22 protein-coding genes are annotated in these 22,819 nt (G+C 56.0%); 9 read left to right on the top strand and 13 right to left on the bottom strand.

What is annotated here, in order from left to right; translation table 11 throughout:
• Positions 1 to 142: 142 nt before the first annotated feature.
• Both exbD and exbB read right to left on the bottom strand, forming a co-directional pair.
• Complete coding sequence (exbD, locus tag KO1_RS13740) at positions 143 to 568, bottom strand: TonB system transport protein ExbD (protein WP_004105810.1); 426 nt, start codon at positions 566 to 568, stop codon at positions 143 to 145.
• A 6-nt stretch (positions 569 to 574) separates the two neighbouring features.
• Positions 575 to 1,306 (bottom strand): tol-pal system-associated acyl-CoA thioesterase, encoded by a 732-nt coding sequence (gene exbB / locus KO1_RS13735; RefSeq protein ID WP_004105812.1) that lies wholly within the window; start codon positions 1,304 to 1,306, stop codon positions 575 to 577.
• Positions 1,307 to 1,557: 251 nt separating this feature from the next.
• Between exbB and metC the strand changes: the two genes are divergently transcribed.
• Positions 1,558 to 2,745 carry a cystathionine beta-lyase gene (gene metC, locus KO1_RS13730; protein WP_004105814.1) on the top strand — a complete coding sequence of 396 codons (1,188 nt, stop codon included), beginning with the start codon at positions 1,558 to 1,560 and terminating at the stop codon, positions 2,743 to 2,745.
• A gap of 132 nt (positions 2,746 to 2,877) precedes the next feature.
• Positions 2,878 to 3,537: a DedA family general envelope maintenance protein YghB gene (yghB, locus tag KO1_RS13725; RefSeq protein WP_004105816.1), complete on the top strand. Its 660-nt coding sequence runs from the start codon at positions 2,878 to 2,880 to the stop codon at positions 3,535 to 3,537.
• A 43-nt stretch (positions 3,538 to 3,580) separates the two neighbouring features.
• On the opposite strand, the gene KO1_RS13720 is transcribed toward yghB, so the two are convergent.
• Positions 3,581 to 4,480, bottom strand: a complete 900-nt coding sequence (locus KO1_RS13720) for an AraC family transcriptional regulator (protein ID WP_004105819.1) — start codon at positions 4,478 to 4,480, stop codon at positions 3,581 to 3,583.
• Between the two features lie 196 nt (positions 4,481 to 4,676).
• On the opposite strand from KO1_RS13720, the gene yqhD reads away from it, so the two are divergent.
• The 3 genes from yqhD to KO1_RS13705 all read left to right on the top strand — a co-directional run bounded on the left by yqhD (position 4,677) and on the right by KO1_RS13705 (position 7,354).
• Positions 4,677 to 5,840, top strand: coding sequence for an alcohol dehydrogenase (yqhD, locus tag KO1_RS13715; RefSeq protein ID WP_004105822.1), 1,164 nt, complete (start codon positions 4,677 to 4,679; stop codon positions 5,838 to 5,840).
• A 132-nt stretch (positions 5,841 to 5,972) separates the two neighbouring features.
• Positions 5,973 to 6,800 (top strand): 2,5-didehydrogluconate reductase DkgA, encoded by an 828-nt coding sequence (gene dkgA / locus KO1_RS13710; protein ID WP_004105823.1) that lies wholly within the window; start codon positions 5,973 to 5,975, stop codon positions 6,798 to 6,800.
• A gap of 98 nt (positions 6,801 to 6,898) precedes the next feature.
• A complete protein-coding gene (locus KO1_RS13705; RefSeq protein WP_004105825.1) occupies positions 6,899 to 7,354 on the top strand; it encodes an HIT family protein in 456 nt (151 codons plus the stop codon).
• A gap of 93 nt (positions 7,355 to 7,447) precedes the next feature.
• Here KO1_RS13705 and KO1_RS13700 read toward each other — a convergent pair whose 3' ends face one another.
• The 5 genes from KO1_RS13700 to KO1_RS13680 all read right to left on the bottom strand — a co-directional run bounded on the left by KO1_RS13700 (position 7,448) and on the right by KO1_RS13680 (position 14,989).
• Positions 7,448 to 9,631 carry a YgiQ family radical SAM protein gene (locus KO1_RS13700; protein ID WP_024274731.1) on the bottom strand — a complete coding sequence of 728 codons (2,184 nt, stop codon included), beginning with the start codon at positions 9,629 to 9,631 and terminating at the stop codon, positions 7,448 to 7,450.
• A 122-nt stretch (positions 9,632 to 9,753) separates the two neighbouring features.
• Complete coding sequence (gene ftsP, locus KO1_RS13695; RefSeq protein WP_004105829.1) at positions 9,754 to 11,166, bottom strand: cell division protein FtsP; 1,413 nt, start codon at positions 11,164 to 11,166, stop codon at positions 9,754 to 9,756.
• An 84-nt stretch (positions 11,167 to 11,250) separates the two neighbouring features.
• The gene (plsC, locus tag KO1_RS13690; RefSeq protein WP_004115619.1) at positions 11,251 to 11,988 is read right to left on the bottom strand and encodes a 1-acylglycerol-3-phosphate O-acyltransferase; all 738 of its coding nucleotides are present in this window, start codon (positions 11,986 to 11,988) and stop codon (positions 11,251 to 11,253) included.
• Between the two features lie 184 nt (positions 11,989 to 12,172).
• The gene (gene parC, locus KO1_RS13685) at positions 12,173 to 14,431 is read right to left on the bottom strand and encodes a DNA topoisomerase IV subunit A (protein ID WP_004105833.1); all 2,259 of its coding nucleotides are present in this window, start codon (positions 14,429 to 14,431) and stop codon (positions 12,173 to 12,175) included.
• 150 nt (positions 14,432 to 14,581) lie between these two features.
• A complete protein-coding gene (locus KO1_RS13680) occupies positions 14,582 to 14,989 on the bottom strand; it encodes a YgiW/YdeI family stress tolerance OB fold protein (protein ID WP_004105835.1) in 408 nt (135 codons plus the stop codon).
• Positions 14,990 to 15,140: 151 nt separating this feature from the next.
• Between KO1_RS13680 and qseB the strand changes: the two genes are divergently transcribed.
• The 4 genes from qseB (at position 15,141) to KO1_RS13660 (ending at position 18,239) form a co-directional block, all read left to right on the top strand.
• Entirely contained in the window at positions 15,141 to 15,800 is a 660-nt protein-coding gene (gene qseB, locus KO1_RS13675) for a quorum sensing response regulator transcription factor QseB (protein ID WP_004105839.1), read from the top strand.
• A complete protein-coding gene (qseC, locus tag KO1_RS13670; protein WP_017145413.1) occupies positions 15,797 to 17,146 on the top strand; it encodes a quorum sensing histidine kinase QseC in 1,350 nt (449 codons plus the stop codon). Before qseB ends, qseC begins: the two co-directional genes overlap by 4 nt.
• Positions 17,147 to 17,252: 106 nt before the next feature.
• Positions 17,253 to 17,834 carry an NAD(P)H-dependent oxidoreductase gene (locus KO1_RS13665; protein WP_004105846.1) on the top strand — a complete coding sequence of 194 codons (582 nt, stop codon included), beginning with the start codon at positions 17,253 to 17,255 and terminating at the stop codon, positions 17,832 to 17,834.
• A 90-nt stretch (positions 17,835 to 17,924) separates the two neighbouring features.
• Complete coding sequence (locus tag KO1_RS13660) at positions 17,925 to 18,239, top strand: putative quinol monooxygenase (protein WP_004105848.1); 315 nt, start codon at positions 17,925 to 17,927, stop codon at positions 18,237 to 18,239.
• A 42-nt stretch (positions 18,240 to 18,281) separates the two neighbouring features.
• On the opposite strand, the gene parE is transcribed toward KO1_RS13660, so the two are convergent.
• The 5 genes from parE to nudF are packed head-to-tail and all read right to left on the bottom strand — an operon-like array spanning position 18,282 to position 22,686.
• Positions 18,282 to 20,177: a DNA topoisomerase IV subunit B gene (parE, locus tag KO1_RS13655; RefSeq protein ID WP_004105850.1), complete on the bottom strand. Its 1,896-nt coding sequence runs from the start codon at positions 20,175 to 20,177 to the stop codon at positions 18,282 to 18,284.
• 30 nt (positions 20,178 to 20,207) lie between these two features.
• Complete coding sequence (gene yqiA / locus KO1_RS13650) at positions 20,208 to 20,783, bottom strand: esterase YqiA (protein ID WP_004105852.1); 576 nt, start codon at positions 20,781 to 20,783, stop codon at positions 20,208 to 20,210.
• Positions 20,783 to 21,610, bottom strand: coding sequence for a 3',5'-cyclic-AMP phosphodiesterase (cpdA, locus tag KO1_RS13645; protein WP_004105854.1), 828 nt, complete (start codon positions 21,608 to 21,610; stop codon positions 20,783 to 20,785). Before cpdA ends, yqiA begins: the two co-directional genes overlap by 1 nt.
• Positions 21,611 to 21,634: 24 nt before the next feature.
• Positions 21,635 to 22,057 carry a DUF1249 family protein gene (locus KO1_RS13640; RefSeq protein ID WP_004105856.1) on the bottom strand — a complete coding sequence of 141 codons (423 nt, stop codon included), beginning with the start codon at positions 22,055 to 22,057 and terminating at the stop codon, positions 21,635 to 21,637.
• Positions 22,054 to 22,686 carry an ADP-ribose diphosphatase gene (gene nudF, locus KO1_RS13635; protein ID WP_004105859.1) on the bottom strand — a complete coding sequence of 211 codons (633 nt, stop codon included), beginning with the start codon at positions 22,684 to 22,686 and terminating at the stop codon, positions 22,054 to 22,056. The genes KO1_RS13640 and nudF overlap by 4 nt, the downstream gene beginning before the upstream one ends.
• Between the last annotated feature and the right edge of the window lie 133 nt (positions 22,687 to 22,819).

Raw genomic sequence — 22,819 nt, 5'->3', positions numbered from 1 at the left:
GTCATTTTTCGCATCGGGTTTATGTTTTCTGTTAACTGAGAAAGTTGTCACACATCTACACGATTGGTCTTACAAGTTTTTGCTTCAACTATAAGAAAGGCTGGCGCAAGGCCAGCCTGAGGAGATGCGTGGAAAGGGGAGATTACTTCGCTTTGACGGTTTCTTCGCCCACCAGACCAATCTTCAGATAACCCGCCTGATGCAGGGTATCCATAACTTTCATCATCGTCTCGTAGTCCACGGTTTTATCCGCACGGAAGAAGACCGTGGTGTCTTTCTTACCTTCGGTCAACGCATCCAGAGACGCAATCATGTTCTCGTCAGTAATGGGGTCATTGCCGAGGAACATGGTTTTATCCGCCTTCACCGAGAGATAGATCGGTTTTTCCGGACGCGGCTGCGGCTGGCTGGAGGACGCAGGCAGATTGACCTTCACGTCAACGGTCGCCAGCGGCGCCGCCACCATAAAGATGATCAGCAGCACCAGCATGACGTCGATAAACGGCGTCACGTTGATATCGTGCATTTCGCCGTTATCATCGAGGTTTTCGTTAAAATGCATCGCCATAGAGCATCAACCTACGCGTAATTTCTGGGCGGTACGTACCGGCTTAACGCCGCTGGCGCTCAGGTCCAGATCGCGGCTTTGCAGCAGCAGAACCTGGGCGGCGACATCGCCAAGGGACGCTTTGTAGCTGGCAATCATTCGGGCGAAAATGTTATAGATGACGACCGCCGGAATCGCAGCGAACAGGCCGATTGCCGTGGCCAGCAGCGCTTCCGCGATGCCCGGAGCAACAACCGCCAGGTTAGTGGTCTGGGTCTGGGCAATCCCGATAAAGCTGTTCATGATGCCCCAGACGGTACCAAACAGGCCGACGAACGGGGAAATCGCGCCGATGGTCGCCAGATAACCGTTGCCGCGTCCCATGTAACGACCTACCGCCGCGACGCGACGCTCCAGTCGGAAACCGGTACGCTCTTTAATGCCTTCGTTATCTTCAGAACCCGCAGAAAGCTCAAGCTCATTTTGCGCTTCGTTGATCAGCTGCGAGGTCAGGCTTTTCGCATCGAAACCGTTAGCGATATCGCTGGCCTGGTCGAGAGAGCGTGCTTCAGCAACCAGCTGCTGTTCGCGCTTGAGGCGGCGCTTGCTGGCCAGGATTTCTGCGCCTTTGCCGAAAAAGATAGCCCATGTAACGACCGACGCCAGAATCAGGCCGATCATCACTACCTTAACGACAATATCGGCATGATGATACATACCCCAAACGGAGAGATCCGCCTGCATCAAATTATTACCCACACTGTATCTCCAGGACGTAAATCACAAAATCTGCGCACAATAATATCAAAACGACATCGAATTGATAGTGGTTCTCATTAGTATTTACACTGTGCAGCAAATCACGTTTATTTTCCTTGCGCTTACGCAGTAAAAAAGTTGCTGACCCCGCGGTTAGTAAAATTTTTACCTGTATCCGCCGTGACCCGGTACATCAACGGGCATTCATGATAGTTTAGACGTCCAGACGTATAAAAACAGGTTATCTGAACATGGCTGATAAACATCTTGATACTGCGCTGGTTCATGCCGGGCGCAGCAAAAAATATACTCAGGGCTCGGTCAACAGCGTGATTCAGCGCGCGTCATCGCTGGTTTTCGACACCGTCGAAGCGAAAAAGCACGCCACCCGCAACCGCGCCAAAGGCGAACTGTTCTACGGTCGTCGCGGGACGCTAACCCACTTCTCCCTGCAGGAAGCGATGTGCGAACTGGAAGGCGGCGCCGGCTGCGCCCTCTTCCCCTGCGGCGCAGCGGCGGTCGCAAATACTATCCTGGCGTTCGTCGAGCAGGGCGACCATATTCTGGTGACCAATACCGCCTACGAGCCGACCCAGGATTTCTGCACTAAAATCCTCGCCAAACTCGGCGTAACCACCGGCTGGTTCGACCCGCTTATCGGCGGCGATATTGCCCGTCTGGTACAGCCGAATACCCGAGTGGTATTCCTCGAATCGCCCGGCTCCATCACCATGGAAGTTCATGATGTCCCGGCGATCGTCGCGGCGGTGCGCAGCGTCGCTCCGCAAGCTATCATTATGATCGATAACACCTGGGCGGCGGGAGTACTGTTCAAAGCGCTGGAGTTTGGTATCGATATCTCTATTCAGGCCGGAACCAAGTACCTGATCGGCCATTCCGATGCGATGGTCGGCACTGCGGTGTCCAATGAGCGCTGTTGGGCGCAGCTGCGGGAAAATGCCTACCTGATGGGGCAAATGGTGGATGCCGATACCGCCTACATGACCAGCCGCGGCCTGCGCACCCTTGCCGTCCGCCTGCGTCAGCATCATGAGAGTAGCCTGCAGATTGCCGAATGGCTGGCACAGCATCCGCAGGTAGCGCGCGTGAATCATCCCGCCCTGCCCGGCAGCAAAGGCCATGAGTACTGGAAGCGGGACTTCACCGGTAGCAGCGGTCTGTTCTCTTTCGTGCTGAACAAACGCCTGAGCGATGCCGAGCTGTCCGCCTACCTCGACCACTTCAGCTTGTTCAGCATGGCCTACTCCTGGGGCGGCTTTGAATCGCTGATTTTAGCCAATCAGCCGGAACACATTGCCGCAATCCGTCCTGATGCTGAAGTTGACTTCAGCGGCACGCTAATTCGGGTACATATCGGGTTAGAAAATGTTACCGATCTGCTGGATGATTTAGCGGCGGGCTTCGCGCGTATCGTGTAAAGTGACAGTCAGTGGCAACAATAGCGGACGTTTTTAAGAAAAGCGGCCGCTTTAGTTGCGCCCGGGATCAAGGTGCTCGGGCCTCTTCAGGAGTACACTAAATAAAAAACACGGTACCACTTAGGAAAGTCCATGGTTGTCATTCAAGAAATCGTCGCCGCTCTGTGGCAGCATGATTTTGCCGCGTTGGCAAACCCCCACGTTGTGGGCGTTGTATATCTGGTCATGTTCGCAACCCTGTTTCTGGAAAACGGTCTGCTGCCCGCCTCGTTTTTACCGGGCGATAGCCTGCTGCTGCTCGCCGGCGCGCTAATCGCCAAAGGCGTGATGGACTTTGTACCGACTGTCGCTATCTTAACCGCTGCAGCCAGCCTCGGCTGCTGGCTGAGCTATATTCAGGGGCGCTGGCTGGGTAATACCGCCACGGTTAAGCGCTGGCTTGGGCATCTGCCGCATAAATACCATCAGCGGGCAACCTGCATGTTTGACAAGCACGGCCTGCTGGCGCTGCTGGCCGGACGCTTCCTGGCGTTTGTTCGCACCCTTCTGCCAACCATGGCGGGCATTTCCGGGCTGCCGAACCGCCGCTTCCAGTTTTTCAACTGGCTGAGCGCGCTGCTGTGGGTTGGGGTAGTTACCGGTCTGGGCTATGCGTTGAGTATGATTCCCTTCGTAAAACGTCATGAAGATCAGGTCATGACCTGCCTGATGATTCTGCCTATCGCGCTGCTGATAGCCGGGCTGCTCGGTACAGTTATCGTGGTGATTAAAAAGAAATACTGCAACGCCTGATAGGGTGCCAGGGCGGCGAGGATTTGCCGCCCTGAGATCGTTATTACATCCCCTGTATTGTCCTGATGCGTGCCGCATCTTCTCCCGGCGTCATGCCGAAATAACGCTTAAACTCGCGGCTGAACTGCGATGCGCTCTCATACCCTACCCGCATCGCCGCCGCGCTGGCTTTCATGCCGTCGTGGATCATCAGCATGCGCGCTTTATGCAGGCGATAAGTCTTCAGATACTGTAGCGGGGAGGTGCTGGTAACCGATTTAAAGTTATGGTGGAACGCCGAGACGCTCATATTGGCCTCAGCCGCCAGCTGATCGACGCTGAGGTTCTCAGTGTACTGGCTTTCGATGCGCTTCAGCACGCGGCTGATCAGGCTGAAGTGGGTTTGACGGCTGACCAGCGCCAGCAGCGCTCCCCCGCACGGCCCGGTCAGCACGTGATAGAGAATTTCGCGGATGATCTGTTTGCCAAGAATGCGCGCGTCAAGCGGGCGTTCCATCACATCCAGCAGCCGCTCCGCCGCGCACAGAATCTCTTCGGACAGCACCGCAGAGTTGATTCCGCTTGACGCCATGGACGGCTGAAACTGCTCATCCTCCCCGATATCCATCAGCAGTTCTTGCAGTTGAAGAATATCGACATTCAGCCTTATTCCCGCCAGCGGTACTTCCGGGGTGGCAAAAGTTTCGCACTCAAACGGCAGCGGAACCGTCAGCAGCAGATACTCATTGGTGTCATAGCGGAAGGTACGCTCATTGATATAGCCAATTTTATGCCCGGAAAAGAGAAAAACGATCCCCGGCTGGTACATGACCGGCGTACGCGTCCCCGGCTGAGTGCCGTACAGCAGGCGGATATCCGGCAGCAGACCATTAAGCATTTCTTCTTTATCTTTCAGCTGATTAACCTTATACGTTAATAGCTGGCATATCTCAGCGCGGTTCATTTATCGTGCTTCTCCGAACGTTTTTATACCTTCGCATTGTGCGCACTTCCGGCGAATTTCTCCAGCTACAAAGAGAAATGGGCAAGACAACGGCAGGAATGTGCATTGAGGGGAACGGTCCGCGGGAACACAATGTCCGTCATCTGGCAGAGGTATTGTCTCTGCTGGCGGTTTTATCTATTTGAGGGCACCAGCCATGAACAATTTCGACCTACATACCCCAACCCGCATTCAGTTCGGCAAAGGCGCGATTGAAAATCTGCGCGATCAAATCCCGGCGGATGCACGTGTGCTTGTCACCTACGGCGGCGGTAGCGTGAAGAAAACCGGCGTGCTTGATCAGGTTCTCAGCGCGCTGAACGGCATTGACGTTCGGGAATTTGGCGGCATCGAGCCAAACCCGTCCTACGAAACGCTGATGAACGCGGTGAAAATCGCGCGTGATGAAAAGATCACTTTCCTGTTGGCGGTGGGCGGCGGCTCCGTTCTCGACGGCACTAAATTCATCGCCGCGGCGGCCCACTACGATGCCAGTATCGATCCGTGGGAAATTCTCGAAACTTACGGCAGCAAAGTGGCCAGCGCTATCCCGATGGGCTCCGTGCTGACGCTGCCTGCGACCGGTTCCGAATCTAATAAAGGCGCGGTGATCTCGCGTAAAACCACCGGCGACAAACGCGCGTTTATGTCCACCCACGTCCAGCCGGTGTTCGCTATTCTGGATCCGGTTTACACCTACACCCTGCCGCCGCGCCAGGTGGCTAACGGCGTCGTTGACGCATTCGTCCATACCGTTGAGCAGTACGTCACCTATCCGGTCGACGGTAAAATCCAGGACCGTTTCGCCGAAGGCATTCTCCTGACCCTGGTGGAAGACGGTCCGAAGGCGCTGAAAGAGCCGGAAAACTACGACGTTCGCGCCAATATTATGTGGGCCGCCACCCAGGCGCTGAACGGCCTGATCGGCGCAGGCGTACCGCAGGACTGGGCGACGCACATGCTGGGCCACGAACTGACCGCCATGCACGGGCTCGATCACGCGCAGACGCTGGCCATCGTTCTGCCGGCGCTGTGGAATGAAAAACGCGAGGCTAAACGCGCTAAACTGCTGCAGTACGCCGCTCGCGTCTGGAACATCACCGAAGGTTCTGAAGAAGAGCGTATTGATGCCGCCATCGCCGCAACGCGTGATTTCTTCGAACGCATGGGCGTCCCGACTCGCCTTTCCGCCTACGGTCTGGATGGTAGCTCCATCCCGGCGCTGCTGGCGAAACTGGAGGAGCACGGTATGACCCAACTGGGTGAAAATCAGGATATTACTCTGGACGTCAGCCGCCGTATTTACGAGGCTGCACGCTAATCAACGCCCTCTCCGACGCGTAAACTCGCGCAAAGGAGAGGAGTTTAACTACCGTTTTTAGCTATTTCGTCCAGACTTAATGCTACCCCTCAGCGGATTCTGTCCCGCTGAGTTCATTAACAGGAGGAAGGCATGACACATCCAACCGTTATAAAACTACACGACGGCAACCTGATGCCGCAGCTGGGGCTCGGCGTGTGGAAAGCAGGCAACGAGGAAGTCGTCTCCGCCATTCATAAGGCGCTGGAAGTCGGTTATCGCTCATTTGACACCGCCGCCGTATACCAGAATGAAACCGGCGTCGGCAATGCACTGAGCAGCGCAGGCGTCGCCCGCGATGAGCTGTTCGTCACCACGAAGCTGTGGAATGACGATCAAAAGCAGCCCCGTGAAGCGCTGCAGGAAAGCCTTAAAAAACTCAAACTCGACTACGTCGACTTATACCTCATTCACTGGCCGGTGCCGGCTACGAACCATTATGTTGATGCCTGGAAAAGCCTAATTGAGCTACAGCAGCAAGGGCTGGCAAAAAGCATCGGCGTCTGTAATTTCCAGGTCCACCATCTGCAAAAAATCATTGATGAAACCGGCGTCGCCCCGGTGATAAACCAGATTGAACTGCATCCTCTGCTGCAGCAGCGTCAGCTTCATGCCTGGAATGCGACGCATAAAATTCAGACCGAGTCCTGGAGCCCGCTGGCACAGGGCGGTGAAGGAGTTTTCGATCAGAAAATTATTCACCAACTGGCGGACAAATACGGCAAAACGCCGGCGCAAATCGTTATCCGCTGGCACCTCGATAGCGGCCTGGTGGTGATCCCGAAATCCGTGACGCCGTCGCGCATCGCCGAGAATTTTAACGTCTGGGACTTCCGTCTCGATAAAGATGAATTGAGTGAAATCACTAAGCTGGACAAAAACAAACGCCTCGGGCCTGACCCGGATCAGTTCGGCGGCTAATCCTTCCTGCTCCGTCGGATCCCGGCGGAGCATCGCTTTGCAGTCCGGCTAAAACCACGTACATTTATGGCTTATTGCAATCAAATGGATGCGTGCTGATGAGCTGTATTTTCTGTCAAATTGTTGAGGGGAAAGCCCCCTGCCACAAGGTGTGGGAAGATGAGCATCACCTCGCCTTTCTCTCCATTTATCCAAATACCGACGGTTTTACGGTCGTGATCCCGAAGAAGCACTATCCCAGCTATGCGTTTGATATGCCGCCGCAGGCGCTAGCCGACCTGGTGCTGGCGACGCAGAAGGTGGCAAAGCTTCTGGATAAATCCTTCGATGACGTGGGACGTACGGGGATGTTTTTTGAAGGCTATGGCGTTGACCATGTCCACAGCAAACTCAGTCCGATGCACGGCACCGGGGATATGTCCCAATGGCGGCCGATCGAGTCGCGTCAGACTAAGTTTTTTGCGCAATATGAAGGCTATCTCTCCTCCCACGATCACGAGCGGGCGGATGATGAAAAGCTGGCAGCGCTGGCGGCCAGAATCAGAGAAGCATAGCCATAGAATTTGCTTTGCCGTTTGGCAAGCGGCTGACCGGGCCCGGGATGATCAGGCCCGGTCAGCGAGGCACCACCGGGCAATACTGCAGGCTTAACGACCGGCAACCTTGCCGCGTTTCACGGGCTTCTTCGCCGTCGCCCCGCCGTTCGAACGCTGGTGCACAATCGGCGTATGCTTCGTCAACGCCGGTCGGGTATGGCGGTTCTGGCGACGCGCTTCGCGCATTTCTTCCAGCGTCGGCGCCGGTACCAGGCAATCGCGACGGCTGCCGATCAGGTGCTTTTTACCCATCGTTTCCAGCGCCTGACGGATCAGCGGCCAGTTGGCCGGATCGTGATAGCGCAGCAGCGCCTTGTGCAGGCGGCGCTGTTTGTCGCCCTTCGGCACCACCACATCCTCACTCTTATAGCCAATCTTACCCAGCGGGTTCTTGCCGGTGTAATACATGGTGGTCGAGTTCGCCAGCGGCGACGGATAGAAGTTCTGCACCTGATCCAGGCGGAAACGATGCTGCTTCAGCCACAGCGCGAGATTCACCATATCTTCATCTCGCGTCCCCGGGTGGGCGGAAATAAAGTATGGAATCAGATACTGCTCTTTACCCGCATGCTTCGAATAAGTATCGAACAACTGCTTAAAGCGATCGTAGCTGCCCATACCCGGCTTCATCATCTTCGACAGTGGCCCCTCTTCGGTATGTTCAGGAGCAATCTTCAGATAACCGCCGACGTGGTGGGTGGCCAGCTCTTTGATGTAGCGCGGATCTTCAACCGCAATGTCGTAACGAACGCCGGATGCGATGAGGATCTTTTTGATGCCTTTAAGATCGCGGGCGCGACGGTAAAGGTTAATCGTCGGCTCATGGTTGGTGTCCATATGCGGGCAGATATCTGGATAAACGCATGACAGGCGGCGGCAGGTCTGCTCGGCGCGCGGCGACTTGCAGCGCAGCATATACATATTGGCCGTCGGGCCGCCAAGATCGGAAATAATACCGGTAAAGCCGGGCACCGTATCGCGAATCGCTTCGATTTCATTGATGATCGAATCTTCGGAACGGCTCTGAATGATCCGACCTTCATGCTCGGTAATCGAGCAGAACGAACAGCCGCCAAAACAGCCGCGCATGATGTTAATGGAGAAGCGAATCATCTCATAGGCCGGAATGCGGGCATCGCCGTAAGAAGGATGCGGAACGCGCTTATAGGGCAGCGCAAACACGCTATCCATCTCTTCGGTTGAGAGCGGAATGGCGGGCGGGTTAATCCAGATATAGCGCTCGCCGTGCTTCTGCATCAGCGCCCGGGCGCAGCCGGGGTTAGTTTCATGGTGCAGAATGCGCGAGGCATGCGCGTAGAGAACTTTATCGCCTTTTACTTTCTCAAAGGAAGGCAGCAGGACGTAGGTCTTCTCCCACGGCTTAGGACGCGGCGGCTGGACGGTAACGCGCTTCGCTTCCTGCTTTGGCGGCGCGACGGTTTTGTTATCCGCGCACGGTAGATCTTCACCGTACGGATGCGGGATCGGGTCGATTTTCCCCGGCGTGTCCAGACGCGTGGAGTCCACCCCGCTCCAGCCAGGCAGCGCTTCCTTCACCATGATGGCGGTGTTGCGTACATCGCGAATTTGCCCGATAGGCTCGCCGGCGGCCAGACGGTGCGCCACTTCCACCAGCGGACGCTCGCCGTTGCCGAACATCAGCATATCGGCCTTAGAGTCCACCAGCACCGAACGGCGCACGGTATCGGACCAGTAGTCATAGTGCGCGGTACGGCGCAGACTGGCTTCGATGCCCCCGAGGATCACCGGGACATCTTTCCATGCCTCTTTGCAGCGCTGAGTGTAGACCAGCGTAGCGCGATCCGGGCGTTTACCGGCCACGTTACCCGCCGTGTAGGCATCGTCATGGCGCAGCTTACGGTCGGCAGTGTAGCGGTTGATCATCGAGTCCATGTTACCGGCAGTCACGCCGAAGAACAGGTTCGGTTTACCCAGACGCATGAAGTCATCTTTGTTGTTCCAGTCCGGCTGGGAAATAATTCCCACGCGGAATCCCTGGGATTCCAGCATGCGTCCGCAAATCGCCATCCCGAAGCTCGGGTGATCGACATAAGCATCGCCGGTCACGAGGATGATGTCGCAGCTATCCCAGCCAAGTTGATCCATCTCTTCTCGCGACATTGGCAGAAAAGGCGCGGGGCCAAAACAGGCGGCCCAGTACTGCGGCCAGGAGAAAAGGTCACGATCCGGTTGGATCAGGGATATTGCGCTCATATTGCTTCCGGGGAAAATGATAAAAAAATAATCAAAAAGGGCGGCGATTATAAGCCGGAACGATGGGAGAAATGAAGGAGGTTTTTCCAATCCCGGCCGGCAGCAGGCCGGGACAAAATAAATTACGGCGCCGGATTCACCAGAATCTGGCCAATGGAGCCGCGGTCGGCAAGCTCCAGCGTCTGGCTTAAGTACTGGAACGGAAAGTGCGGCCAGGAGGGTTGGTTGTAATAGACCAACAGCTCAACCTGCCCGTCGATCCAGACGGTATCCTTCCAGCCGCGGTCTTCCGGGAACGGCGCAGAACCGTTCACATTACGCACCTGGAACATGACGCCTTCAATATGGAACGACTGCGGACGGTCGGCGCGCACCGTCCAGCGCTCCCAGGTTCCCTGCTGCGCCGTAATATCAATACGCTGCGGATCCCACAGCTGGCCGTTGATTCCCGGATCGTCGCCAAGCGTAATATCGCGGCTGCGGATCGGCGCGCCGGCCAGCATTTCCGTAGGCAGCAAGCGCACAGGCAGGCTATCGGTCACCAGCGGCAGCAGGCCCGTCGGGCGCAAAGTCAGAATCAGCGTTGAAATCAGGATGCTCGACGGTTCGAAGAAACCGCGAATACGATCGACGATACTCGCCGCTTCCCCGCAGGTTATCGACACCTCATCGCCGTTGGTCATGTCGACCAGGATTTCGCGCCGTTCGCCCGGAGCCAACGACAGCTGCTTTAGCGAAACCGGCGCTGGAAGCAGCCCCTGGTCACCGGAGATGACGTGCAGCAACCGACCATCGCTCATCTGCAGCTGGTAGCGCCGGGAGTTAGACGCATTCAGCAGACGCAGGCGCACCCAGCCGCGCGACACTTCAACAAAAGGCCCCTGCACGCCGTTCACCAGCAGCGTATCGCCAACGAAGCCGCCGCTGCCGGGTTCGCTATATTCAGGCGTACCGAAGTTATCCAGGCGCTTGTCCTGAATAATCACCGGGAAATCATCCACACCGTAGTGGTTAGGGATCGGCAAATTCTTGCTAACCTCATCTTCTACCAGCCACATCCCGGCAAGACCGTTATAAACCTGTTTCGCCATATGGTTTGGCGTGTTGGCCTGATACCACAGCGTCGCCGCGCTTTGGCGGATCGGCAGCACCGGAGCCCAGTCGGCGTTGGCGGACATCATACGCGCCGCGCCGCCAATCAGCGGACCGGGAACCTGCAGACCGCGTATCGTCATCGCGACGTTTTCCGTCAGGCGGTTGCTGTAGATCAGCTTCACATCGTCGCCGTTCCAGACGCGGATGGTTGGCCCCATGTAGCGGCCGTTAATCCCCCACACCGATGCGCGGGTGCCCGGCGTAAACGACCAGTGCGCACGCTGTAGCGTCAAAAATAGCGGCTGCCCGCGGCGGGACTCAAGCAAAGGAGGAATCGGCAGCGCGGGCTGCTGACCAGCAGCCTGTGCCTTCAGCGGCGCGGCGCCTGCGCACAGCGCTACGCCTGTAGCCTTAATGAACTGACGCCGACTGAGTGACATATTAACTCCATGAGACACTGACTAATGAATAAGGGAATTCGTTTCCCGCCAGCAATACGCGCGCCGTTTGCGGCGTTTCCTGTGTTATTTCTTGCCGGCCGCTTCGCGTTCGGCAACTTCTTTATCCAGCTCGGCAATTTTCGCGGACATCAGCTCGCGACAGTGCGTCGCCAGCGCGCGAACGCCCTCTTTCCCGTACTGGCTGGTGTCGACCGGCGGCAGCATTTCGACAATCACCAGACCGTTATTCAGGCGATTGAGCTTAATTTTATTCGAAGTATTAGACACGCATACCGGAATAATGGGTACGCCCGCCGCGATAGCCGCATGAAAGGCACCGGTTTTAAAAGGCAGCAAACCGCGACCGCGGCTGCGAGTCCCTTCCGGAAACATCCAAAAAGATATTTTGCGCTTTTTAAATGCGTTCACGACTTCTGCAATGGTGCCGTGCGCTTTTGTCCGGTTATTGCGGTCAATCAGTAGATTCCCCGTCAACCAATAGAGCTGGCCGAAAAAAGGGATCCACGCCAGGCTTTTTTTACCTACCGTAACGGTCGGCGGCTGTACGATATTCGATGCCGTCACCATATCATAGTTATTCTGGTGGTTAGCGATATAGATAGCGTTGCCGTAGCTTTCGGCATCGGCAGGCTTGCGGAGTTCAACCTTCAGACCGAAGACCGGCGACAGCTTGCCAAAAAGGTGACCGAAGGTGGCGACGTGCTTAGGATTACGCGGACTGAACAGACAATAGATACAGCCGAAGATGCACACCAGAATACAGTAAATGACAACGATAATTAGTCGAAAAATAAATAGCATAGCTACCTCTAAAACCCAAACCGCTTAGAATTATACTCGCTGTTTAGCAAATGATTGACGCCATAGCGCAATTCAGGCCGGGCACAGGTTCCCTGGGAGCACATTGTTAATCGCAATGCCTGAATAAACAACGTTTTTGCGGTAAATATTCACCTCCCCCGCCTCACCGCGAGGGAGGTGCATCTTACTCTTCGCTACCGCCCGCAGAGGCGCGACGCGGAGAATCAATCTCTATCCGATCGATTTTCTGCAATCCGCGCATCAGAGAGCCGCGGCGGCCGCGCTCGCCGGTCACTTTTTGCAGCTCTTCCGGACGGAGTTTAATTTTCCGCTTACCGACATGAATCGTCAGCGTACTTTGCGGCGGCAGGACAAACAGATGCGCCAGGCCATCCTGGCCCGCAGCCGCTTCCGCCGACGGAATATTAATAATCTTGTTGCCCTTACCTTTCGACAGCTGCGGCAAGTCACTGACCGGGAACATCAGCATGCGGCCGGCAGCGGTAATGGCCAGCAGCATGTCAGATTCGTCCTCTATTACCAGCGGCGGCATCACGTGCGCGTTATCCGGAAGGCTAATCAGCGTCTTACCGGCGCGGTTGCGCGCCACCAGATCGTTGAAAGTACAGATAAATCCGTAGCCTGCGTCGGAAGCCAGCAGCAGTTTTTGATCATCGGCTTCCATCAGCATATGTTCAACCGTCGCCCCCGGAGGCAGCGTCAGCTTACCGGTGAGCGGCTCGCCCTGACCGCGCGCGGACGGCAGGGTAATCGGGTCAATCGCGTAGCTGCGCCCGGTAGTGTCAATAAAGACCACCGGCTGATTGCTCTTCCCTTTCACGGCCGATTTAAAACTGTCGCCCGCTTTATAGTTCAGCCCCGGCGCGTCAATATCGTGACCTTTGGCGCTGCGTACCCAGCCGCTCTGCGACAGAACGATAGTCACCGGCTCAGACGGCAGCATATCGTGCTCGCTCATCGCCTTGGCTTCTTCGCGCTCGCGCAGCGGCGAACGGCGATCGTCGCCAAAGGCGTCGGCGTCGGCCTGCAGTTCTTTCTTCAGCAGGTTATTCATCTTGCGTTCAGAGGCCAGGATGGCCTGCAGGTTGTCGCGCTCTTTTTCCAGCTCGTTCTGCTCGCCGCGAATCTTCATCTCTTCCAGTTTGGCGAGATGGCGCAGTTTTAACTCCAGAATCGCTTCCGCCTGGGTCTCGCTGAGGCCGAAGCGTGACATCAGCGCCGGTTTCGGCTCATCTTCGTGACGAATGATCTCGATAACTTCATCGATATTCAGGAACGCCACCAGCAAACCTTCAAGAATATGCAGGCGCTTGAGGACCTTTTCCAGACGGTAGCTGAGACGACGGCGCACGGTATCGCGACGGAAGGTCAGCCATTCCGAGAGGATTTCCAGCAGGTTTTTAACCGCTGGACGGTTATCGAGCCCGATCATATTCAGGTTGATACGATAGCTCTTTTCCAGATCGGTCGTCGCGAACAGGTGGTTCATCACCTGCTCCATATCGACGCGGTTAGAGCGCGGGACGATCACCAGGCGAGTCGGGTTTTCGTGATCCGACTCGTCGCGCAGATCATCCACCATCGGCAGCTTTTTGTTGCGCATCTGGGCGGCGATCTGCTCGAGCACGCGGGCGCCGGAAACCTGATGCGGCAGCGCGCTAATCACCACCGCGCCGTCTTCTTTGGCCCATACCGCGCGCATCCGCACCGAACCGCGGCCATTCTGGTAGATTTTGCGGATTTCGGCACGGGGGGTAATGATTTCCGCTTCGGTAGGATAATCCGGCCCCTGCACGATATCCAGCAGGTCATCCAGCGAAGTTTGCGGCTTTTCAATCAGGGTAATGGCCGCCCGGGCCACTTCACGCAGGTTGTGCGGCGGAATGTCCGTCGCCATCCCAACGGCAATGCCGGTAGTACCGTTTAGCAGAATATTGGGCAGGCGCGCAGGCAGCATCTTCGGCTCCTGCAAAGTGCCGTCGAAGTTTGGTACCCAGTCAACGGTGCCTTGCCCCAGTTCGCTCAGCAGCAGTTCAGCATACTTCGACAAACGGGATTCGGTATAACGCATTGCGGCGAAGGATTTAGGATCGTCCGGCGCCCCCCAGTTTCCCTGACCGTCAACCAGCGGATAGCGGTAGGAGAAGGGCTGAGCCATCAGCACCATGGCTTCATAGCACGCGCTGTCGCCGTGGGGATGGTATTTACCCAGCACGTCACCGACGGTGCGGGCGGACTTTTTGAACTTCGCGCTGGCGTTCAGACCCAGTTCAGACATCGCATAGACGATGCGACGCTGGACCGGCTTCAGGCCATCGCCAATAAACGGCAGCGCCCTGTCCATGATGACGTACATGGAGTAGTTAAGGTAGGCGTTTTCCGTAAATTCATGCAGCGCAAGGCGCTCTGCCATATCGCTCATTAATCGTGAATCCTCAATCTGCGTACCGGCCGTTCGGACGGCAAAACTACCGGCGATAATACCCTATCTGACGCCCTGAGTCACAGGGCGTTAGGCCGGTTGAGGAATTCCGTGAGCATCCTTCAGTTATGGCTGAAGGCGATTCGCAAATTAGGGGGTGATTTTACGAATCTGCTTTACATCGATCTCCACTGAGTTCCAGTCTTTATCGACTTCGCCCTGGATCTCTACCGTATCCTGCGGTGTAACGGTCACGCCGTTCCAGCGCTTGTGATCGATATCGACGTTGACGGTGCCGGAGCTGTCCTGGAATTTATACAGATCATCGGAAATACGCTCCACGATTTTACCGCGCAGGGTCACCCAGGTATCGTCACGCAGGCTTTTCGCATTCGCAACCGTCGTTACGCTCCCGTTCGGGCCAATAAACCCGCCATTTTGCGAGGTTGTCTGGCTGGTTTGCGTGGAGCCAGGGCCGGAAAATCCGCCCTGTTCAGCAGCCAGTACCGGCATGGAAACTAAAGCGATGATGGCGGTCATTGCGGCGATTTTCTTCATGATGTGTTCTCCCTTTGTGTTTATATCGTCACTATTACACCGGGCAAAACTTAACAACTTCTTAAGCGGAAAAAATAAATTTTATTCCTGTACAGGGCGCGCCGCAACGCGCTTTACTGCTGGAATAGCCGAGGGATACAGGAGCAGGAGAATGCGTATTTTATTGGTGGAAGACGATAAACTGATCGGTGACGGCCTCAAGGCAGGGCTGACAAAAATGGGATTCAGCGTCGACTGGTTTACCCGCGGTGAGGAAGGAAAAGCCGCATTGTACAACGCCCCCTATGACGCCATTATTCTGGACCTGACCCTTCCCGGCATTGATGGGCTGGATATCCTGCGCGAATGGCGCGACAAAGGCCGCCATGAACCGGTACTGATCCTTACCGCCCGCGACGCGCTCAGCCAGCGGGTTGAAGGGCTTCGGCTCGGCGCCGATGACTATCTATGCAAACCCTTTGCGCTGATTGAAGTCGCCGCCCGTCTGGAAGCGCTGATGCGCCGCGCCCACGGCCAGAGCAGCAGCGAGCTGCGGCACGGCAGCGTGGTTCTCGACCCGGGCCGGCTCACGGCCACCCTGAACGGCGAAAGCCTGGCGCTCAAGCCAAAGGAGTTTGCTCTGCTGGAGCTGATGATGCGTAACGCCGGACGCGTGCTGCCGCGTAAGCTGATCGAAGAAAAACTCTACAGCTGGGATGACGACGTTTCCAGCAATGCGATAGAGGTGCACGTCCACCATCTACGCCGTAAACTCGGCAGCGGTTTCATTCGCACCGTTCACGGTATCGGCTACACCCTGGGGGACGCATGAAACGACTGGGCAAACTGAGCCTGCGCGTTCGCCTGACGCTCCTTTTCCTGCTGCTGACCAGCGCCGCATGGGGCATCGCCAGCTTTGTGGCCTGGCAACAAACGACCGATAAGCTGGATAAGCTCTTCGATACCCAGCAGCTGCTATTCGCCCGCCGCCTTAGCGCAATGAATTTTGACGAGCTTCACACTCTCTCTTCGCAGGTGCGAGAGAAGAAGAAGGTCAAGCACGGTCATCTCGACGACGACGCGCTGGCTTTCGCTATCTTTACCACCGATGGCAAGATGGTGCTTAACGATGGCGAGAATGGCCAGGATATCCCGTGGGGCCGCAATCGGGAGGGATTCAGCGACGGCTATCTGCGCGGCGATGACGACGAGTGGCGTTTTCTGTGGCTCACCACCCGCGACGGCCGCCATCGTATCGTTGTCGGCCAGGAGTGGGATTACCGTCGCGAGATGGCGCTGGATATCGTCACCAGCCAGCTCACGCCCTGGCTGATTGCGCTGCCGCTTATGTTTTTGCTACTCATCGTGCTGTTAAGCCGGGAACTGGCGCCGCTGAAAAAGCTGGCCAACACGCTGCGCGCCCGGGCGCCGGATTCCGCCGAAACGCTGAATAATAAAAACGTGCCCAATGAAGTTCGCCCGCTGGTCGACGCGCTAAATCAGCTGTTTATCCGCACGCATGATGCCATGATCCGCGAGCGTCGCTTCACATCCGATGCGGCCCACGAACTGCGCAGTCCACTGGCGGCGCTGAAGGTGCAAACTGAAGTAGCCCAGCTTTCGAAGGACGATCCGCAGGGGCTGGATAAAGCGCTGGCGCAGCTTCACCAGGGTATCGATCGCGCAACCCGCCTGGTCGATCAGCTTCTGACTTTGTCGCGCCTGGATTCGCTGGCGCAGCTGGACGATATCCAGCGCGTCGCCCTGGACGACCTGCTGCAGTCGGCGGTGATGGAGATGTACCACCCCGCTCAGCAGGCCGGCGTTGAGCTGCGTCTGCATCTGAATGCGGATAACGTCGCACGCACCGGCCAGCCGCTGCTGTTAAGCCTGCTGGTGCGCAATCTTTTAGATAACGCCGTACGCTATAGCGCCGCCGGAAGCCAGGTCGATATCACGCTTGAAGCTGGTGAATTTCGCGTGCGCGATAACGGCCCGGGCATTAGCGCCGAAGCCCTGGCGCGTATCGGCGAGCGCTTTTATCGCCCGCCGGGACAGGAACAACCCGGCAGCGGTCTTGGGCTATCCATCGTCAAACGTATCGCCGCGCTGCACGGAATGACAGCCAGTTTCGGCAACGCCCGGGACGGCGGATTCGAAGCGCGCATTCGCTGGTAGCGCTATTATTGCTAAAAAAGCAAAAGACTTTGCACATTTTGCTCATTTTACCGCTCTGCCCGACGGGGTAACATGACTCACAAAATTGAAAGGTTGAGGATAAAAAATGAGCAACATTCTGATTATCAACGGTGCGAAAAAATTCGCCCACTCTAACGGCCAGCTGAACGACACCCTGACCGAGGTCGCGGATGGTTATCTGCGCGACGCCGGGCATGATGTCAAGGTCGTCCGCGCCGAGAGCGAATACGATGTAAAAGAAGAGGTGCAGAATTTTCTCTGGGCTGACGTGGTTATCTGGCAGATGCCGGGCTGGTGGATGGGCGCGCCCTGGACGGTGAAAAAGTACATCGACGACGTCTTTACCGAAGGTCACGGAGCGCTGTACGCCAGCGATGGCCGCACCCGCTCCGATGCCAGTAAGAAATATGGTTCCGGCGGCCTGATTCAGGGCAAAAAATATATGCTGTCCCTGACCTGGAATGCGCCGATGGAAGCCTTCACCGAGAAAGATCAGTTTTTCCACGGCGTCGGCGTCGACGGCGTTTACCTGCCGTTCCATAAGGCTAACCAGTTCCTTGGGATGAGCGCCCTGCCGACCTTCATCGCCAACGATGTGATCAAAATGCCCGATGTTCCGCGTTATACGGCAGAATATCGCAAGCATCTGGCGGAAATTTTTGGTTAACTGTACTGAGTTATGAAAAGACGACAAGCGCGGCTACTCTGGCGGCGGCTTGAAGTATGATGAGAATACACAGAAGGAGTTGAGTTAACCATGTTGACAGTGATTGCTGAAATTCGCACTCGTCCGGGGCAACACCATCGTCAGGCGGTGCTGGATCAGTTCGCAAAAATTACCCCGACCGTTCTCCAGGAAGAGGGCTGTCACGGCTATGCGCCGCTGGTGGATCACGCCGCTGGCGTCAGTTTTCAGACCACCTCGCCGGACTCCATTGTCATGGTCGAGCAGTGGGAAAGCGTCGCCCATCTTGAAGCGCACCTGCAGACTCCGCACATGAAAGCCTACGGTGAAGCCGTTAAAGGCGACGTGCTGGAGATGAATATCCGTATTCTGGAATCCGGTATTTAAGCGCACAAAATAAATCGGCCAGTTCCCTGGCCGATTTTTTTATTACCCGTCCAGCTCAGCCAAATCGCCCTTCTCTTGTAGCCAGTTACGCCGATCTTCAGAACGCTTCTTCGCTAACAGCATGTCCATCATGGCAGTCGTCTGCTGTTCGTCCTCATCGTTGATAATCAGCTGCACCAGACGGCGGGTATTCGGATCCAGCGTCGTCTCACGCAGCTGCATCGGGTTCATCTCGCCCAGCCCTTTAAAGCGCTGTACGTTTGGCTTACCCTTCTTCCGCTTAAGCTGTTCCAGCACGCCGGTTTTCTCTTCTTCCGTCAGCGCGTAATACACCTCTTTACCGAGGTCGATACGGTATAGCGGCGGCAGCGCCACGTAAACATGGCCGTGTTTAACCAGATTACGGAAGTGTCTGACGAACAGCGCGCACAGCAGGGTTGCGATATGCAGACCGTCGGAGTCGGCATCCGCCAGAATACAAATCTTGCCGTAGCGCAGCTGGCTCAGGTCGTCGCTATCCGGGTCGATACCGATGGCGACAGAAATGTCATGCACTTCCTGTGAAGCCAGTACTTCATCGGAAGAGACTTCCCAGGTGTTAAGGATTTTACCTTTCAGCGGCATGATCGCCTGATATTCGCGATCGCGCGCCTGCTTGGCAGAACCGCCCGCCGAATCCCCTTCCACAAGGAACAGTTCGGTTCGGTTCAAATCCTGGGCGGTGCAGTCCGCCAGCTTGCCGGGCAGCGCCGGACCGCTGGTTAGCTTTTTGCGCACCACTTTTTTCGCCGCGCGCAGGCGACGCTGGGCGCTGGAGATCGCCATTTCCGCCAGCAGCTCTGCCGACTGGACGTTCTGGTTTAGCCACAGGCTGAAGGCATCTTTGACGACTCCGGAAACAAACGCGGCGCACTGGCGTGAAGAGAGGCGCTCTTTGGTTTGCCCGGCAAACTGCGGATCCTGCATCTTCACGGAGAGTACGTAGGCGCAGCGCTCCCAGATATCTTCCGCCGACAGCTTCACGCCGCGCGGCAGGATGTTTCGGTATTCGCAAAACTCGCGCATGGCGTCCAGTAAGCCCTGGCGCAGGCCGTTAACGTGGGTTCCGCCCTGCATGGTAGGAATCAGGTTGACGTAGCTTTCGGTCAGCAGCTCGCCGCCTTCCGGCAGCCACAGCAGCGCCCAGTCGACCGCTTCGGTATCGCCAGAGAAGGTGCCGACGAACGGTTTTTCCGGCAGCAGAGGCAGGCCGTTAACCGCTTCGCTAAGATAGTCGGTCAGGCCATCAGCGTAGCACCAGCGCTGCTCGCTGTCGTTGACCAGATCGCGGAAAACAATCTCTACGCCCGGGCAAAGAACGGCCTTGGCTTTTAACAAATGCGAAAGGCGCGAGACGGAAAAACGTGGGCTATCAAAAAAGCTTTCATCCGGCCAGAAATGAACGCTGGTCCCGGTATTGCGCTTACCGCAGGTGCCGGTCACGTGGAGATCTTCCACTTTGTCGCCGTTTTCAAAGGCGATGCTATAGACCTGACCGTCGCGGCGCACGTTCACTTCAACGCGTTTCGATAAGGCGTTGACCACTGAAATCCCGACGCCGTGCAGGCCGCCGGAGAACTGGTAGTTCTTATTGGAGAACTTCCCTCCCGCGTGCAGGCGGCAAAGAATCAGTTCAACTGCCGGCACCCCCTCTTCAGGGTGGATATCCACCGGCATTCCGCGTCCATCGTCGATAACTTCCAGCGACTGATCGGCATGGAGAATGACCTCCACGCGTTTCGCGTGACCGGCCAGAGCCTCATCCACGCTGTTATCAATAACTTCCTGACCAAGATGGTTTGGTCGTGTGGTATCCGTGTACATTCCCGGACGGCGGCGAACCGGCTCTAGCCCGGTGAGTACCTCAATGGCATCAGCGTTATATGAAGATTGCGTCATGGTGTGTATTCGTAGGTCGTTCCGAACCGCTTAGCGCAGGCCCAGAAAATCGATAATCTGAGTGAAATGATCTTCAAAGCCAACAAATGCGTGATTACCGCCCTCCTCTACCGTTTGTCGGCAGGAGGCGAAAAAATCAACGGCCTGGCGGTAATCAAGCACTTCATCGCCCGTTTGCTGTAATAACCAGATTAAATCCGGCGCTTCCAGCGGGTCAATTTGCATGACTTTGAGATCGTAAATATGGCGTGACTCTAGCACATATTGCTGCCCCGTGTATGGATTCTCATTGGGGCCCAGGAAATTGTTCAGCAGCTCGAACGGGCGCACCGCAGGGTTCACTACCACCGCGGGCAGCATAAAACACTGCGATAGCCAGGTCGCATAATATCCCCCCAGCGAGGAGCCGACAACGCCCAGCGGTTCGCCGCCGTGTTCCAGCACGAGGGCCTCCAGATATTCCGCCGCTTGCGCAGGATAAACCGGGAGCTCAGGTATCACCATAGAGATGTGGGGATAAGTCCGCGCCAGCCACTCATTCAGCGCAGTCGCTTTTGCCGACCGCGGTGAGCTGTTAAAACCATGCAGGTAGAGAAGCGTAGACATCAGTATCCTTCTGAAGCGATATCCGGGTGAAATTTCACGCCTTCAAGGCGGCAAACTTCAGTGGTCAAGGTGCCGTCAGGATGCAGTTCCAGCCAGCGCCAGCCTGGGGAGACGGTATCGAGCGTGAAGTTAGCGCAGTGCGGCTTAAACTGCACGCAGGTGGATGGCGTGGCCATCATTCGCCGCCCGTTCCAGTCAAGGTCCAGCTCCTGGTGAATATGACCGCACAGCAGATGCTTAACGCGAGGAAAAGCAGCCAGCGCGCAATCAAGCGCCCCGGCATTGCGCAGGCTATGCTGATCCAGCCAGCTACAGCCTGACGGCAGAGGATGATGGTGTAACAGCAGCAGCGTGTAACGCTCAGGAACCTCCGTCAGCTTCTGCTCAAGCCACTCCAACTGGAAATCGCTCAGCTCGCCGTGCGGCACACCGAACACCTGGCTGTCCATCAGCAATATTTGCCAGTGGTCGCCCAGCAATACGCGTTTAGCGGGGGAGATGCCTGATTCCTGCAGCGTGCTGTACATCGCCGGTTGAAAATCATGATTGCCCGGTAGCCAGACGCAGGGTGCAGCAAAACTCGCGATGCCTTCAGCAAAATGCTGATAGGCCGCGGCGGAGTGATCTTGCGCCAGATCGCCTGTGGCAACAATCAGGTCGCATTCTCGCTGAGAGGCGTGGATAGCATCCAGTACAGCCTGATAGCTTTCCCAGGTATTGATACCTAACAGCGTTTCGTGTTTTTCAGCAAACAGGTGAGTATCAGTAATTTGTAATATCCTGACTCTGGCCTCACCAGCCAAAGGTAGGTTTAACAGGCTTTCCAAATGGTGTCCTTAGGTTTCACGACGCTAACAAACCGGAATCGCCATCGCTCCATGTGCTAAACAGTATCGCAGCCAATCGGCCAGAAACTGATTAATTTGATGCTTTTCGTCGCGTTGATGCAACTTTTTATTAGGATAATCATACCGCGCTTTGAAGCGAAAGATCTGCTGGCTTGAACACACTTCAGCGACCATTGCATCGTGATAGAGCCGTACCGTCATTGACGGCAGACTCCAGTAGCTTACCGCTGGCAGAGTCTGTTCAATCGCCACTAAGGTAGTGTAGCGGGTCGATTCGACGATCGTTAATCGGTATTGCGCATTGCCCACCTGGTAACTCACCTTTTCTCCCGCTGCATCCGTTCGCGGCAACAGGCGGCGCAGCTGAGCAAAATTGGTTTCACACAGGCGCATCATTTCAGGGAAGTCAGGTGTATAACGCTTCATTTTGTCCACTCGTTTCGTAAATTGTGATAATGCAGTTGCAGCCATTGCAGCGCAATGACAGAGGCTGCGTTGTCGATTTTCCCCTCTTCTACCCACCGATAAGCCTGTTCCCGGCTTACCACATGGACACGAATATCCTCATTTTCATCGGCCAGTCCGTGAATCCCCTTTGCCGTCGTTGCATCGACTTCACCCACCATAATAGACAGCCTTTCGCTGGTGCCGCCGGGGCTGGCCAGGTAACTCAGGACCGGCTTAATACGGCCGACATTAAGCCCGGCTTCTTCTACCGCCTCACGGCGGGCGACATCTTCAGGCGACTCGCCTTCTTCAATCATGCCGGCGACCATTTCGAGCAGCCACGGGCTCTCACTGGTATCATACGCCGCAATACGGATCTGCTCGACGAGCACCACTTCATCACGCACCGGGTCAAAGGGTAGCAAGACTGCTGCGTGACCGCGCTCAAAAATTTCGCGGGTCACCTCGCCGCTCATCTCACCGTTAAACAGGCGGTGGCGGAAACGATATAAATCGAGCGAAAAAAAACCACGATAGAGCGTTTCGCGTGCAATAATTTCTACATCGTTTTTAGAGAAGGTAATCTCCTGCTGATTGACATTACTCATTTCGATATCCTGTAGAATATGAAGTTATGAATTTATAGACGGTGTGGCTACCGTTTTATGGCGCGTATGTTAGATTGGTGCAAATTACCGCCCCATGGCACATAACGCCAACTTTTTACGGTAACAGACTCTA

The organism is Klebsiella oxytoca NBRC 105695 (genome assembly GCF_001598695.1).
Lineage (GTDB): Bacteria > Pseudomonadota > Gammaproteobacteria > Enterobacterales > Enterobacteriaceae > Klebsiella > Klebsiella oxytoca.
Note: the sequence above shows the minus strand (reverse complement) of the source record. Positions and strands in the feature narration are given on the sequence as shown.